This is a genomic window from Gardnerella sp. c23Ub_4 (genome assembly GCF_055804115.1).
The window spans coordinates 137,630-151,431 of record NZ_JANUYO010000002.1 but is presented as its reverse complement, the minus strand read 5'-3'; the positions used below and the strand labels follow the sequence as shown (position 1 = coordinate 151,431).

General features: G+C 47.9%; 13 protein-coding genes. 12 read left to right on the top strand and 1 reads right to left on the bottom strand.

Features of this window, described 5'->3' with window-relative positions; genetic code table 11:
- Positions 1–145 precede the first annotated feature (145 nt).
- The 3 genes from rpmF (at position 146) to NYP67_RS05230 (ending at position 2,594) form a co-directional block, all read left to right on the top strand.
- Positions 146–340, top strand: a complete 195-nt coding sequence (gene rpmF, locus NYP67_RS05240; RefSeq protein WP_004113441.1) for a 50S ribosomal protein L32 — start codon at positions 146–148, stop codon at positions 338–340.
- A 202-nt stretch (positions 341–542) separates the two neighbouring features.
- Positions 543–1,439, top strand: a complete 897-nt coding sequence (gene rnc / locus NYP67_RS05235; RefSeq protein ID WP_004131876.1) for a ribonuclease III — start codon at positions 543–545, stop codon at positions 1,437–1,439.
- A gap of 42 nt (positions 1,440–1,481) precedes the next feature.
- On the top strand, positions 1,482–2,594 hold the full coding sequence (locus tag NYP67_RS05230; protein ID WP_473411266.1) for a tyrosine recombinase XerC: 1,113 nt from the start codon (positions 1,482–1,484) through the stop codon (positions 2,592–2,594).
- Positions 2,595–2,630: 36 nt separating this feature from the next.
- Here NYP67_RS05230 and NYP67_RS05225 read toward each other — a convergent pair whose 3' ends face one another.
- Positions 2,631–2,894 carry a type II toxin-antitoxin system RelB/DinJ family antitoxin gene (locus NYP67_RS05225; protein ID WP_004113434.1) on the bottom strand — a complete coding sequence of 88 codons (264 nt, stop codon included), beginning with the start codon at positions 2,892–2,894 and terminating at the stop codon, positions 2,631–2,633.
- A 175-nt stretch (positions 2,895–3,069) separates the two neighbouring features.
- On the opposite strand from NYP67_RS05225, the gene sufB reads away from it, so the two are divergent.
- From sufB to NYP67_RS05180, 9 genes are all read left to right on the top strand, one after another.
- On the top strand, positions 3,070–4,659 hold the full coding sequence (gene sufB, locus NYP67_RS05220; RefSeq protein WP_115794154.1) for a Fe-S cluster assembly protein SufB: 1,590 nt from the start codon (positions 3,070–3,072) through the stop codon (positions 4,657–4,659).
- Positions 4,659–5,975 carry a Fe-S cluster assembly protein SufD gene (gene sufD / locus NYP67_RS05215; protein ID WP_432759892.1) on the top strand — a complete coding sequence of 439 codons (1,317 nt, stop codon included), beginning with the start codon at positions 4,659–4,661 and terminating at the stop codon, positions 5,973–5,975. The genes sufB and sufD overlap by 1 nt, the downstream gene beginning before the upstream one ends.
- An 11-nt stretch (positions 5,976–5,986) precedes the next feature.
- Positions 5,987–6,763, top strand: a complete 777-nt coding sequence (gene sufC / locus NYP67_RS05210) for a Fe-S cluster assembly ATPase SufC (protein ID WP_248901335.1) — start codon at positions 5,987–5,989, stop codon at positions 6,761–6,763.
- 366 nt (positions 6,764–7,129) lie between these two features.
- On the top strand, positions 7,130–9,055 hold the full coding sequence (gene typA, locus NYP67_RS05205; RefSeq protein WP_004574694.1) for a translational GTPase TypA: 1,926 nt from the start codon (positions 7,130–7,132) through the stop codon (positions 9,053–9,055).
- 43 nt (positions 9,056–9,098) lie between these two features.
- On the top strand, positions 9,099–9,533 hold the full coding sequence (locus tag NYP67_RS05200; protein ID WP_004131887.1) for a hypothetical protein: 435 nt from the start codon (positions 9,099–9,101) through the stop codon (positions 9,531–9,533).
- Positions 9,534–9,667: 134 nt separating this feature from the next.
- Positions 9,668–10,732, top strand: a complete 1,065-nt coding sequence (locus NYP67_RS05195) for a prephenate dehydratase (RefSeq protein ID WP_115794158.1) — start codon at positions 9,668–9,670, stop codon at positions 10,730–10,732.
- Positions 10,726–11,778, top strand: a complete 1,053-nt coding sequence (locus tag NYP67_RS05190) for a prephenate dehydrogenase (protein WP_473411265.1) — start codon at positions 10,726–10,728, stop codon at positions 11,776–11,778. The genes NYP67_RS05195 and NYP67_RS05190 overlap by 7 nt, the downstream gene beginning before the upstream one ends.
- A gap of 24 nt (positions 11,779–11,802) precedes the next feature.
- Positions 11,803–12,885 (top strand): site-specific tyrosine recombinase, encoded by a 1,083-nt coding sequence (locus tag NYP67_RS05185; protein WP_473411264.1) that lies wholly within the window; start codon positions 11,803–11,805, stop codon positions 12,883–12,885.
- Between the two features lie 63 nt (positions 12,886–12,948).
- Positions 12,949–13,788 carry a ParA family protein gene (locus NYP67_RS05180; RefSeq protein ID WP_415680753.1) on the top strand — a complete coding sequence of 280 codons (840 nt, stop codon included), beginning with the start codon at positions 12,949–12,951 and terminating at the stop codon, positions 13,786–13,788.
- The last annotated feature ends 14 nt before the right edge of the window (positions 13,789–13,802 follow it).

Sequence of the window (13,802 nt, the reverse complement as noted above, 5' to 3'; positions counted from 1 at the left end):
ATGCGGAAATATCGCTCGCGCGGTCAAAGCGCATGCGCGAGGCAAATCTAACAAATTTGTAGTGCGATTCTGAATAATGTATGGCGCTTGCTGTAATATACAGAACGCTTAAGCTCAATCGGTTGAACGAAATAGAGGAAAGATTATGGCACTGCCAAAGTACAAGACCTCGCGCGCTAATACTCATTCGCGTCGCGCCAATTGGAAGGCTTCTGCCGTGCAGACTATTACCTGCCCGAACTGCGGTTCGCCAGCGTTGTCTCACATGGCTTGCCCAACCTGCGGTAACTTCCGCGGTCGCGTGTATCGCGAAGCAATTCGCTCTGCGCACACCAAGTAGGTTGTATTTTAAGAGAACCCTGCCATCGACGGGTGGCAGGGTTTTTGTTTTTTTTTCTAGTTTTTGTTGTTTCCCGAAAATGTACGTGATTTAGGTCAAATTTTGCACAAAGTCGGGAAAAGTTGACGGGTTTTGTTGTTTTGCACGCTGATTATAGCAACAAAGTCGGGAAGCATATAGCGCAAATCAACGACTTCAACGCATGCGCTATAATGTTGAAAATATGAGTGGGAACAATACAAAAGATCACTATGACGTTCAAAGTGACGTCAAAAATGACGTTCAAAATAGCGCGTACAAGGACCTAAATCATCCAGAAAATGCCAGAACTGGCGGCATTGGCGTTGCGCGCACTCAAGATGGCCACACGCAGAATGGTGACCCCACTCAGGAGCTTTTGCGCGCGCTCGGCACTACGATTTCGCCAGATTTGCTTGTTGAGGCTCTCACTCATCGATCTTTTTCGCACGAGCATCCAGGCACTAAAAACTACGAGCGCCTAGAGTTTTTGGGAGACGCTGTTTTGGAGCTTGTCTCTACGGAAACGCTGTTTTCTGCTCACCCAGATATGACGGAAGGCCAGTTGGCTAAGCTCCGCGCTAAGGCTGTTTCGGAGTGGGCTTTGAGCGCTGTTGCGCGGGATAAGTTGCATGTTGGGCCGTATATTCTTTTGGGTCATGGCGAGATGGAGCATGGCGGCGCTCAAAAAGACTCGATTTTGTGTGATATTGTTGAGGCGCTTATTGGCGCAACTTTTGTTGAGCATGGCATTGACGAGGCGCGCGCTGTAGTGCATCGCTTGATTGACGACACTTTGGCGGAGGTTCTTACAGAAGGCCCTGCGTTGGATTGGAAGACTTCGCTTACGGTTTTGGCGCACGAGATGGGGCTTGACGAGCCGCAATATAGGATGTCGGTTTCTGGCCCAGATTATGCGCCTGTGTTCCATGCGCGTGCGGTTTTGGCGCACGAAAGTGGTGATGAGCTGCTCGGCGAGGCGGATGGTTCTAGCAAGCGCAAGGCTCAGCTTGCGGCTGCAGATAAAGCTTGGCATGTGTTGGATAGAAGGCGTAAGTCGAGCGGAGAAAGCGGTAATTAGGTCTTTCTGATTGCTGTTATATAGGCGATTCGAGGCGGTTCTATGGCTAGCAGTCGTAATAATAATGATTTATTATTTGACGATGATTTGGTATCGTCAACGGAAGCTTGCGACTTTTGCGACTTACGCTACCACTGTGCGCGCTACGTTGACTATTTGCGCGCAAACAAAGGCCTTGGAAGCGCCACCTTGCGCGCGTATAGCGCTGATGTTTTGCAATGCTTAGAGTGGTGCAATCGCAATGGTTTTTGCGATTTGCGCGCGGTTTCTACGAGTGTTTTGCGCCAATGGATGTATTGGCTTAACAAGAATCACGCGCGTTCGAGTTTGGCGCGCAAAGTGGTAGCTGTGCGCGGCTTTTTTGCGTGGGCTACGCACGTTGGTTTGGTTAGCGCGAATCCTGCGCAAATTCTTGCAACTCCTAAGATTGCTAATGAGCTTCCTACTGTTTTAGACGAAGCGCAAGCGCAAAAGTTGCTTGATTGTGTGGATAATTGCGCGGATAACTTTGCGCAGGATTCAACTGAGCAGGATTCAACTCCGCAAAATTGCACGCAAAAAAAGCCGCGCGCGCAAAAGTCGCAAGCTTCCGAGCGTAAAGAAAATACGCCACAAAAATCGCCCAAAAAATCCCCTCAAGAACATGCAATCGCCCTTAGAAACGCTGCGATTCTAGAGCTTTTATACGCAACGGGCATGCGCGTGGGGGAGCTTGCAAGCATTAATGTGCAAGATATGGATTTTGAAAATCACACTGTAAAAGTTACAGGTAAAGGAAATAAGCAGCGCGTTGTGCCTTTTGGCGTTCCTGCTGCAAACGCTTGCAAAGAGTGGATTGAGCATGGTAGAAGTGCGCTGCTGGAAAAGCACGCAGAAACCTCGCAAGCGCTGTTTTTGGGCGCGCGAGCAAAGCGCATTGATCAGCGCATTGTTAGGAGTATTGTTCATGCAGCTGCAGCGGCTGCAAACGTGCCAGATGTTGCACCGCACGCGCTGCGCCACAGTGCTGCAACGCATATGCTCAACGGTGGAGCGGACCTTCGCGAGGTTCAAGAGCTTTTGGGGCATTCGTCGCTTAACACAACGCAGCGCTACACGCACGTTTCTATTCAAGCTCTTAAGCAGCGCTACTCGCAAGCCTTCCCGCGTGCGTGATTTTTGTTCCACCCCCACGCTTCATCTGTCCACGCTTTAATCATCTAGCGGAACCTCGTGTATAGTGCCGCCTGTTTCTTCCATGTGTGCTATGGATTTTTTAAGACGACTTATATTCTCTGGATTGTAAAACGGATCTGCTGAAACTTCGAATGGTATTCTGTGCTCTCTTCCAACTTTCTTAGCAAATATTGTGAATGCTGCACTCATTGAAAGCCCTAGTTCTCGGCAAACATTTTCCATAAGTCGTTTATCGTCTGCATTTAGCTTGAAATTAATGTTCACTGTATTTGTTGTCATCTAAATTACCACCTTTCTAAATAAGATTTTAATAAAAATGCAATAAAAAATAAAGTATTTTTCTTTGTGTTTGATTGATATATGGAGAAAATGAAAAGATGTGATTTGAATCACGTAATGCCGCCGCGTGGCTAAATGTATAATCGACTTATAAGCTTGATAGGAGGGTAAAACAGTGGTTGATGATTCAAATAAGCCTGAATCAAGCGCATTGACGAATAGCGTATCGACGAATAAGAATGTAGCGAATCAAAACGAATCCAGCGCCGCAAAGGTAAGCGCCGCCGAATCCAGCGCGGCAGACGTTGAAATGAGCCAGTATGTGGCAGATCGCGCTCGCGTAAATGAGGATAAAATCCGCCAAGACGAGCAAATCGTTGCCGAATTTGGCGAATACAATTACGGCTGGCATGATTCGGATGCTGCAGGCGAGGCCGCGAAAAAGGGCATTGACGAGTCGGTTGTTCGCGCAATTTCTGCCGATAAACATGAGCCAGAATGGATGCTAAATCTTCGTTTGCAAGGATACCGCGCGTTTTTGCAAAAGCCGATGCCAGATTGGGGTGTGGATTTAAGCGGTTTTGACGCAGACGATTTCAAGTACTACGTGCGCCCAGTTCACGATCAAGCGAAAACTTGGGATGATTTGCCAGAAGACATTCGCAAAACTTACGATAGGCTTGGCATTCCAGAAGCGGAGAAAAAGCGCTTAGTTTCAGGCGTTGCAGCGCAGTACGAGTCGGAAGTTATTTACAATTCGATTCGCGAGGACTTAGCAGCTCAAGGCGTTATTTTTGTTGACACAGATACAGCAGTTCAAAAGTATCCAGAGCTTGTAAAAAAGTATTTTGCAACTGTGATTCCAGTTGACGACAACAAGTTTGCGGCTCTTAACACAGCGGCTTGGAGTGGCGGCTCGTTTGTGTACGTGCCAAAAGGCGTGCATGTGGATATTCCGCTGCAGGCTTACTTCCGCATTAACACGCCGAACATGGGTCAGTTTGAGCGAACTTTGATTATTGCAGACGAAGGCTCGTACGTGCACTACGTTGAAGGTTGCACAGCTCCGATTTATTCCACGGATTCGCTCCACGCTGCAAACGTTGAAATCGTTGTAGAAAAACATGCGCGCGTGCGCTACACAACCGTGCAAAACTGGTCAAATAACGTGTACAACTTGGTAACTCAGCGAGCCTACGTGCGCGAAGGTGGCACAATGGAGTGGGTTGATGGAAACATTGGCTCCAAGGCTACTATGAAGTATCCTGCATGCATTCTCGCCGAGCCGTACGCAAAAGCAGAAACCATGTCTTTGAGCTTTGCGGGCCGCGGCCAATACCAAGATACGGGTGCGAAGATGATTCATTTGGCTCCGCACACGAGTTCTACGATTGTTGCTAAGTCGATTTCGCGCGGAGGCGGTCGCTCTGCTTACCGCGGTCTTGTGAAGATTGTTAAGGGCGCTAGCGGCTCCAGCTCTTCGGTTGTGTGCGATGCTTTGCTTGTTGACGATTTTTCTAGATCCGACACTTATCCGCATGTTGACGTGCGCGAAGATAACGTTTCGATGGCTCACGAGGCAACTGTTTCCAAGGTTTCCGAGGATCAGCTTTTCTACTTGATGAGCCGAGGGCTGGAAGAAAAAGAGGCCATGGGAATGATTGTGCGCGGCTTTGTGGAGCCGATTAGTCGCCAGCTGCCGATGGAGTATGCTCTGGAGCTTAATCGTCTTGTGGAATTGCAAATGGAAGGATCCGTGGGGTGATGAAGATGACGAGCGATAATTTGAGCGATAATTTAGGCAACAAAATGACGGAAAAAGAAATTAATATTCCTGTAGCAGACCCTAACGATCCTTATGCTGTTCCTGCTGCAATGCCTTCTAGTGCAGATAAATCCGTTCGCTCTTTTAACGTGGAAGACTTTGCGATTCCAACGCGAAAGCAGGAAGATTGGCGATACACGCCAGTTGAGCGAATCTCTGAGTTTTTTGAAAGCTTTGAGCCGTCTAATAACGTTACAGTAGCGCTAAAAGGCGTTGATGGTGATTCGCACGCAAAGCTGCAAATTTTGCCGAAAAGTGAGGCTCCGCACACCGAAATGAAGCCCTCGGATCGCGTGGCTGCTGTTGCGTGGAATTCTGCAAAGTCGGCGTACGTTTTGCATGTTTGTGGCGAAGTTACAAAGCCAGTAATATTGCAAATTCACGGAAACAACTTGCAATCGCTAGACGCTTTGCACTTAGTGATTGAAGCAGATTCCAGCACAAACGCAGATATTATTGTGGAGCACACGGGAGTTGCAAAGCTTGCCGAAGGCGTGGAAATCATTCTTGGAGATAACGCGCACGTTTCTACAACTTTCATTCAAGAGTGGGATTCGGGCAGCAAACACGTTGGAAATCATAGGATTCACGTGGGCGCGGGCGCTTCACTTCGTCACACAATGGTCACGCTTGGCGGAGACGTTGTGCGAATTCGCATGGATCAGGATTTTGGCGGCGAAAAGGGCGATTTGAATATGCTTGGCATGTATTTTGTGGACCCAGGCGAGCACGTTGAGCATCGCACGATGGTTGTGCACAATCACCCAGAATGCAAGTCGCGAGTAGTGTATAAGGGCGCGCTGTACGGCAAAGGAGCGCATTCTACATGGGTTGGAAACGCGCTTATTAAGCCAGAAGCTCCTGGCACTGATTCGTACGAGTTGAACCGAAACTTGGTGTTAACTCCTGGCGCAATTGCTGATTCGGAGCCGAATTTGGAAATCGAAAACGGCAATATTATTGGCGCAGGTCACGCAAGTTCTGTAGGCAGATTCGACGACGAGGAGCTGTTTTACTTGCAATCTCGCGGAGTGAGCGAAGCAGATGCTAGAAAACTTGTTGTGCGCGGATTCTTTAACGAACTTATTGAGGAGATTGGCGTGCCGCAAATCGTAGATCATTTGATGGCTGCGATTGAGAGGCGTTTAGCTAAGACGGAAGATCCAGTAAAGACGGAAGATTGCGCGAGTGAGGAAAAATCGCCAGCAACCGAAAAGTCGCAAGCAACCGACGAATCGAAATATGCGGAAGAATAGGAGATAGAAATATGTCAACTTTAGAAATTAAGGATTTGTACGCGTCTGTAGAAACAAAAGAAGGCAAGAAGCAAATCTTAAAAGGCGTAAATCTTACAGTTAATTCTGGCGAAACGCACGCGATTATGGGTCCGAATGGCTCTGGAAAGTCTACTCTCGCATACACTTTGGCAGGTCACCCAAAGTACGAAGTGGATTCGGGCCAGGTGCTTTTAGACGGCGAAGACATTTTGAAGATGACTCCAGATGAGCGCGCAAAAGCTGGGCTGTTCCTTGCGATGCAATACCCGGTAGAGGTACCAGGCGTTTCGATGACGAACTTTTTGCGCACAGCAAAAACAGAAGTGAGAGGCGAGGCTCCGACTTTGCGCTCGTGGGTTAAAGAACTTAACGAAGCAATGAAGCGCTTAAGAATGGACCCAAAGTTTGCGTCTCGCTCTGTAAACGAGGGATTTTCGGGCGGCGAGAAAAAGCGCGCGGAAGTTTTGCAACTAGAGATTCTAAAGCCAAAGTTTGCGATTTTAGACGAGACGGATTCTGGTCTAGATGTGGATGCTTTGCGAATTGTTTCGGAAGGCGTAAATCGTGCTAAAGAAAGCACTGGTTTAGGCATTATGATGGTTACGCATTACACGCGAATCCTTAAGTATATTAAGCCAGATATTGTGCACGTTTTTGCGCAAGGCCACTTTGTAAAAACAGCAGGACCAGAGCTTGCAGACGAGTTGGAAGAAGAAGGATACGACAAGTATTTGCCAGAAGGTGCCAGCGAGTCTGCGATTGCATGAATCGACCTGCATGGGCGCTTTGACTGAGCTTGAAATTGCATAACGCATTTCAAGCTCCTTCAAAGCGTGATTTGGCTCAAATGTAAAGTCCAGTGGACTTTACATGCCAAATCAGCCGAGCGGCTACTAATAGCCGCGAGGAATAGCGTAGCGCGCGAATGCACTTCGATTCACTGAGCTTGCTTAAGGTTGAAAGCACGGTGTGCTTTCAACGCAAGCGAATACGTTAGCGCGCTTAGACCGCGCTAACGATGCAAAACGATGTTTAGAGCTACAAAATGCGTCAACATCTCTCGTGTAATGGCGTGTCTAAAGCCGCGAGTAAACTCGTTTAGGTTTGGCTAAATCAAATGGAAGAGGTTTGTAATGACTGTTCGCGGTGATATTAGAAATGTGGCAATCGTAGCGCACGTTGATCATGGTAAAACAACGCTCGTAAATGCCATGCTTCAGCAGTCGCACGTATTCTCTGAGCGAGAAGAAGTGCCAGACCGCGTAATGGACTCCAACGACCTTGAGCGCGAAAAGGGCATCACCATTCTTGCCAAGAACACGGCCGTGCAATACACTGGCCCGCTCGCAGAAAAGTACGGTCATCCAGAGGGAATCACAATCAACGTAATCGATACCCCAGGTCACGCCGACTTTGGTGGCGAGGTAGAGCGCGGCATTTCCATGGTTGATGGAGTTGTGCTGCTTGTTGACGCTTCCGAAGGCCCACTTCCACAAACTCGATTCGTTCTACGCAAGGCTCTTGAGGCAAAGTTGCCAGTGATTTTGTGCGTTAACAAAACGGATCGTCCAGATGCGCGTATTGACGAGGTTGTGAGCGAAGCTACCGATTTGCTTCTAGGTCTTGCACAAGACGTTGTTGAAGAAGGAATCGACCTAGATATTGATTCGCTTCTTGATTTGCCTGTTATTTATTGCGCTGCAAAAGCTGGCTATGCATCCTTGAATCAGCCAGAAAACGGCGGCTTGCCAGATAACGATAATTTGGAGCCTCTTTTTGACTCCATTATCTCCAACATTCCAGCACCAGAGTACGAGGAAGGTGCACCTCTTCAGGCGCACGTTGCAAACATTGATTCTTCCGACTTCCTTGGCCGCTTGGGCTTAGTGCGAATCTACAATGGCATTTTGGAAAAGGGTAAGACTTACGGGCTTTCTCGCGTAGACGGCTCGATTGAAAACTTCCGTGTTTCCGAGCTTTTGCGCACTCAAGGCTTGGAGCGCACTCCTGTTGCATCTGCAGGACCTGGAGATATTGTTGCAGTTGCAGGCGTTAACGACATTATGATTGGTGAGACGATTGTGGATCAGAACGATCCAAAGCCTCTTCCATTGATTCACGTTGACGACCCAGCTATCTCCATGACTTTCGGCATTAACGATTCGCCGCTTGCTGGCACAGAAGGCAAGGATCACAAGCTTACAGCGCGCATGATTAAAGATAGGCTTGATCGCGAGCTTATTGGTAACGTGTCTATTAAGGTTCTTCCAACAGACCGCCCAGATGCTTGGGAAGTTCAGGGTCGTGGCGAGTTGGCATTGGCAGTTTTGGCGGAGCAAATGCGTCGCGAAGGCTATGAGCTTACAGTTGGCCGCCCTCAAGTTGTTACTAAGACAATTGATGGCCAAATTAACGAGCCTATGGAAAACACTACGATTGATGTTCCAGAAGAATACATGGGTACTGTTACGCAGCTTATGGCGGATCGCAAGGGACGCATGGATTCTATGAGCAATCACGGATCTGGCTGGATTCGCTTGCAATTTACTGTTCCTTCTCGCGGTCTTATTGGCTTCCGCACGGCTCTTCTTTCTGCAACTCGCGGAACGGGAATCGCAAGCTCTATTTCTGCAGGCTACGCGCCTTGGGCTGGTCAGATTGTAACTCGCCAGAATGGCTCCATGGTTTGCGATCGTAAGGGTGTTGCAACGCCTTACGCTATGCAGCGTTTGCAAGCGCGTGGCGTGTTCTTTGTAGATCCGCAAAGCCCTGTGTACGAAGGTCAAATCGTTGGTATTAACAACAAGCCAGACGAGTTGGATGTTAACATTACGCTTGCTAAGCATATGACTAACATGCGTTCTTCTACAGCAGATGTGCTTGAGACTTTGACTCCACCAATTAAGATGAGTTTGGAAGAGTCGCTTGACTTTGCTAACGAAGATGAGTGCGTGGAAGTTACACCTGAGTCGATTCGCGTGCGCAAGATTATTTTGAGCCGTGATGAATGGTATAAGTGGCGCGCTAAGCAGCGTAGGCAGAACAACAACGCTGCGTGATTGCTGCGTAAATTTAGCGTGATTTCTTAAAATATTCCTTAAAATGATGTTTAACATAAAGTCGCATTCCGTGCTATTTGCTAGCAAGTGTGCGGCTTTATGCGTTTTGGCGGCATTTTGCGCGGTTTTGGGCACGTTTGCGCACCGAATGGGCGCTATGTACGGCTTTCCGTACGGTCTTGTAATCGCGCTTTTGCTTGTTACTTTGAGCGCGTGTTTTGCTCGCATGCTTTGTGGCATGTTTGGCTTTATTTTGCATGCAATCGTGTGTTGTTCGGTTGTGTGGATGATTGCGCTTGGATGGTTTAGAGTTTTTGGCGCATTTCGCGGCGTGCTAGTTGCCATTGGCTTTGGCGTGGATAATCTTCCGTGGATTGCACAAAATGCTGGATATTTTTGGCTTTATGGCGTGATTATTGCTCACGCAGTTTTGCTTTGTATGCCTAATAAATTCTTTGTTGTTTCTGATGCTAAATAGTGGCACTAAATAAGTGGTAGTGGCGCTAAATAGTGGTGCCAAATCAGTGTAAGGTAGTCTTACTTATAGTCTTAGAGTAGTCTTATTTACAGTAGTCTTAGTCTTATAGTCTTAAAGTAGTTTGAGGAATAGTCATGAATAGCAATATAGTCATGAATAGCAATAAGAACAGCAGTAGTGACCGCAAATTATGCTATTTAGGGCCTGAAGGTTCTTTTACTCATCAAGCTGCTTTAAAAGTTAAAGAACAATGTAAATCGTTAGATACTTTGCGTCTTATTCCAACTGCGTGTGAGAATATTCGTAATATTGCTAGCAAAATTGAAGATTGCTACGATTTGGGTATTATTGCGTGGGAAAACAATATTGAAGGCGTAGTAATACCTAATTTAGATTTATTAATTGATGCAAAAAATATGGTTGGCATTGCTCGTTTGGGCGTTGATATAAGTTTTGATGCTGTTGTTTGCCAGTCGGATTCAATCGATAACTGTTCGACTATTGTTGCTCATCCTCACGCGTTGGCGCAATGTCGTAAGTTTGCTCAAAAGCATGGATTGAAAGAAAAAACCGCGTCTTCAAATGCTGCTGCTTGTAGGGATTTAGTTAATGGCGAAGTTGCCTTGTGCCCTAAAATTTGTGCTGATTTATACAATAGGCAAATTGTGAGTGAAGGCGTTGAAGATTTTTCTGGCGCGCGCACTGAGTTTTTAGTGTTAGCTCCTAGAGATGAGGCTTTAAGTTTTGTTAGTATGCATCGCGAATGCTATTCATCTTTTTCTTCGATTATTGCTTTTATTCCGCGTTGTACAGGTGCTGGAGTGCTAGCAAATTTGCTTGACGTTGTGCGCGATCATGGTCTTAATATGACTTCTTTTATGTCTAGGCCGATTAAAGGTCAAGATGGTTTATATAGTTTTATTGCCACTGTTGATGCTGCTCCTTGGGATTCTACGTGCAAAGCTATGATTCAAGAGGTTGTTGAACATGGTGATTGGGTGCGAGTTTTAGCGGTGTATCCTTCTAATAATCGCAATAATCCGATTATGAATGATTGGATGCTGCCTAATGGCGGAGTGTGTATTGATGCTGTAGGCGAGGCTTCGGTTGAGGCTTCATCTGGTGCTTCGGGTGATGCTTCAGTTGATGCTTTGCGCACTTTGAACGTAATGCATGCAGAAAGAGAATTATTATGGTAGAAGATGCTGAATTTTCTCAAAAATTTTCTGTTGGTATTGTAGGACTTGGACTTATTGGCGGATCAATCGCAAAGCGTTTGGCTGCGACTGGCTCCTGCAAAGTGTACGCGTATAATCGCCATCAAACAATGTATAAAGAGGCGAGAGCGCTTGGAATCACTTGCGTTGAAAGCGTTGCGGATCTTGCGCGCATGCAGCCAAATGTTTTGATTTTGTGCAATTCGCTTGCATCTATGCCAGAAGTTCTTGGCGAGATTTCGCGCGGAATCAACAAGCAGCGCACTACTTTGACGGATGTTGGCAGCGTTAAAGGGCTTGTGCGAGAGCAGGTTAAGGCTGCAGGTCTTGGCGATTGTTACATTGGCGCACATCCTATGGCTGGAAGCGAGTTTACGGGTTGGCAGGCTTCGAGCGCGGAGTTGCTGCGCGGTGCGCTTTGGGCAGTTAGCGTTGATGAGAGCAGCGATTTTTGGCGATTTTTGGCGGTTTTGCGCGTGATTGTTAATCTGTGTGGAAACCGCGCGCTTGTGTTGAACGATTCTATACACGATGCTTCTGCGGCGCTGATTTCACACATGCCGCACGTTGTTTCTACAGCGCTTGCGAATGTTTTGTGTGAAAACGAGAATCGCAATGTTGCGTTGCAAATGTCGGCTGGTTCTTGGAGAGATATGACGCGAGTGGCGCTTACAGACCCGAATCGCACGCGTGCGATGGTTGTGGAAAATCGGCGAAATGTGGCGGATTTGCTGGGTAGCGTTATTGCGGAGTTGAGTTTTGCTAAGAAGATGCTTGAGGAGAGCGATGAGTGCGATGAGCGCGCGTTTTTTGCTAAGGCTGATTCTTGGCGCGAATACAAGTATAAAGAGCGCGCGGTTGCTTGCGATGAGTCAGATGGCTATTTGCGCGAGCTTCGATTTGCGCTTGATTGCCCAGGTGATTGGCAAAGTCAGCTGATTCAAAGCGCGCAAAGTGGCGAGCAGATTGTTGGCGTGGCGTTTAGCGATTCTGTGGTTACTTGCGATTTGCGCAACTCGAACTGGTAGATTCGAGCGGCATATAATTATCATATGACCGAATCGCATCAGCCGAGCACTAATCAATCGCAACAATCGCATGCAAATCAATCGCAACAATCGCCATTTTCCTCAAAAATCCAGCAATTTCTAAACCACATAAGCGTGGAGCGCGGGCTTTCTCCAAAAACCGTTGAAGCTTACGAGTCGGATCTTACAAAATACACGAACTGGCTGCGCGAAGCCCGAAAAATCAACGATGTTAGCAAAATCACGCAACTAGATATTGAAGAATACGTGCGCGCAATGTCATCACAAGCAATGTCATCACAAGCAATGGCAGCGCAAAGGTTAGGCCCTCGCACGATTGCGCGGCGAATCGCAAGCATCCACGAGTGGAACAAATTCATGCTTTCCAACGCGCAAATCGCAAGCGACCCTTCTGCAGAAGTCAAAGCGCCTAAGCAGTCGGAGCATCTTCCAGACGTGCTCAGCATTAGCGAAGTTGAGCGCGTAATCGATGCGGCTGGCGGCTTTGGTAGCACAGATGCCGTCTCGCTGCGAGACCGTGCGCTCGTGGAATTTTTGTACGCTACGGGCGCGCGCGTTAGCGAAGCGGTTGGCTTAAAATTTGAGGATATTGATTTAGCGGAATCGGTTGTGCGGCTTAGCGGAAAAGGGCAAAAGCAGAGACTTGTGCCGATTGGAAAGTGTGCGGTTCGTGCGTTGCGCGATTATTTAGATAAAGCTAGGCCGATTCTTGCAAGTCGCGCGCAAAAGTCGGAAGCTTCCGCAGAGTCGCAACTCAAGTCGCAAGTAAACTCATCATCAAACGCATCATCAAAATCCGCAAATTCTCACATGATTTTCCTCAACAAACGCGGCAAATCGCTGTCTCGCCAATCCGCGTGGGAGGCGATTTCGCATGCTGGCAAGATGGCAAAAATCGGCAAAGAATTGCACCCGCACACGCTTCGTCACTCCTTTGCAACGCATTTGATTTCGGGCGGCGCCGACGTTCGTACAGTTCAGGAGCTGCTTGGCCATGCGTCCGTTACAACAACGCAGATCTACACGCATATAAGTCCAGACGCGCTTATGGAGGCGTATGTTATGAGCCATCCGCGCGCAAGATAGGTGTGATATTCGCCGCCGCATCGCGCAAACCCACTGAACATACCTTTTGATAGACTGGAGCGTATGCCTACTGATTTACTTGGACGCGAATATGAGACTTTCCGCGCGCCCGATGCGCTTACAACGCACGGTCCTGCGCGCATTATTGCTATGTGTAACCAGAAGGGTGGCGTTGGTAAAACTACCAGCTCCATCAATATCGCTGGTGCGCTGAGTCAATACGGTAGGCGCGTTTTAATTGTTGACTTCGATCCGCAAGGCGCTGCAACGGTGGGGCTTGGGATTAATGCGAACGCGCTTGATAACACTGTTTACACGGCGCTTTTTGATTCTTCTGTAGACGTGCACGATGTGATTCGTAGCACTGCCACAGAAAACATTGATGTTATGCCCGCAAACATCGATCTTTCGGCTGCAGAGGTGCAGCTTGTTACCGAGGTTGGTCGCGAGCAGATTTTGGCTGGCGTGTTGCGCAAAGTTCGTAACGAATACGACGTTATTATTATTGACTGCCAGCCTTCGCTTGGCTTGCTCACTGTAAATGCGCTTACGGCGGCGGATGGTGTGATTATTCCTGTTGCTGCGGAGTTCTTTGCGCTTAGAGGCGTGGCGCTGCTTATGCAGTCGATTGAAAAAGTGCAGCACAGAATTAACCCAGATTTGCAAGTGTTTGGCGTGCTCGTTACCATGTTTACGCGCACTTTGCACAGCGAAGAGGTTTTGCAAAGGATTTACGAGGCTTTCCAGGGGCGCGTGTTGCATTCTGTTATTTCGCGTTCGATTAAGCTGCCAGATTCCACTGTTGCGGCGGTTCCGATTACGATTTTTGCTCCTGAGCATAAGACTGCTAAGGAGTATCGCGAGGTTGCGCGCGAGCTGATTTCCAACGGCGTGGTTGCGTGATACGACCTGCCTTT

Bases quoted from the DNA above. Each gene is read 5' to 3' on its own strand.
- rnc (WP_004131876.1), top strand. From the start codon at position 543: ATGCGCTATAATGTTGAAAATATGAGTGGGAACAATACAAAAGATCAC.
- NYP67_RS05200 (WP_004131887.1), top strand. From the start codon at position 9,099: ATGATGTTTAACATAAAGTCGCATTCCGTGCTATTTGCTAGCAAGTGT.
- NYP67_RS05195 (WP_115794158.1), top strand. From the start codon at position 9,668: ATGAATAGCAATATAGTCATGAATAGCAATAAGAACAGCAGTAGTGAC.
- NYP67_RS05225 (WP_004113434.1), bottom strand. From the start codon at position 2,894: ATGACAACAAATACAGTGAACATTAATTTCAAGCTAAATGCAGACGAT.
- NYP67_RS05190 (WP_473411265.1), top strand. From the start codon at position 10,726: ATGGTAGAAGATGCTGAATTTTCTCAAAAATTTTCTGTTGGTATTGTA.
- sufD (WP_432759892.1), top strand. From the start codon at position 4,659: ATGAAGATGACGAGCGATAATTTGAGCGATAATTTAGGCAACAAAATG.
- NYP67_RS05185 (WP_473411264.1), top strand. From the start codon at position 11,803: ATGACCGAATCGCATCAGCCGAGCACTAATCAATCGCAACAATCGCAT.
- rpmF (WP_004113441.1), top strand. From the start codon at position 146: ATGGCACTGCCAAAGTACAAGACCTCGCGCGCTAATACTCATTCGCGT.
- sufC (WP_248901335.1), top strand. From the start codon at position 5,987: ATGTCAACTTTAGAAATTAAGGATTTGTACGCGTCTGTAGAAACAAAA.
- NYP67_RS05230 (WP_473411266.1), top strand. From the start codon at position 1,482: ATGGCTAGCAGTCGTAATAATAATGATTTATTATTTGACGATGATTTG.
- NYP67_RS05180 (WP_415680753.1), top strand. From the start codon at position 12,949: ATGCCTACTGATTTACTTGGACGCGAATATGAGACTTTCCGCGCGCCC.
- typA (WP_004574694.1), top strand. From the start codon at position 7,130: ATGACTGTTCGCGGTGATATTAGAAATGTGGCAATCGTAGCGCACGTT.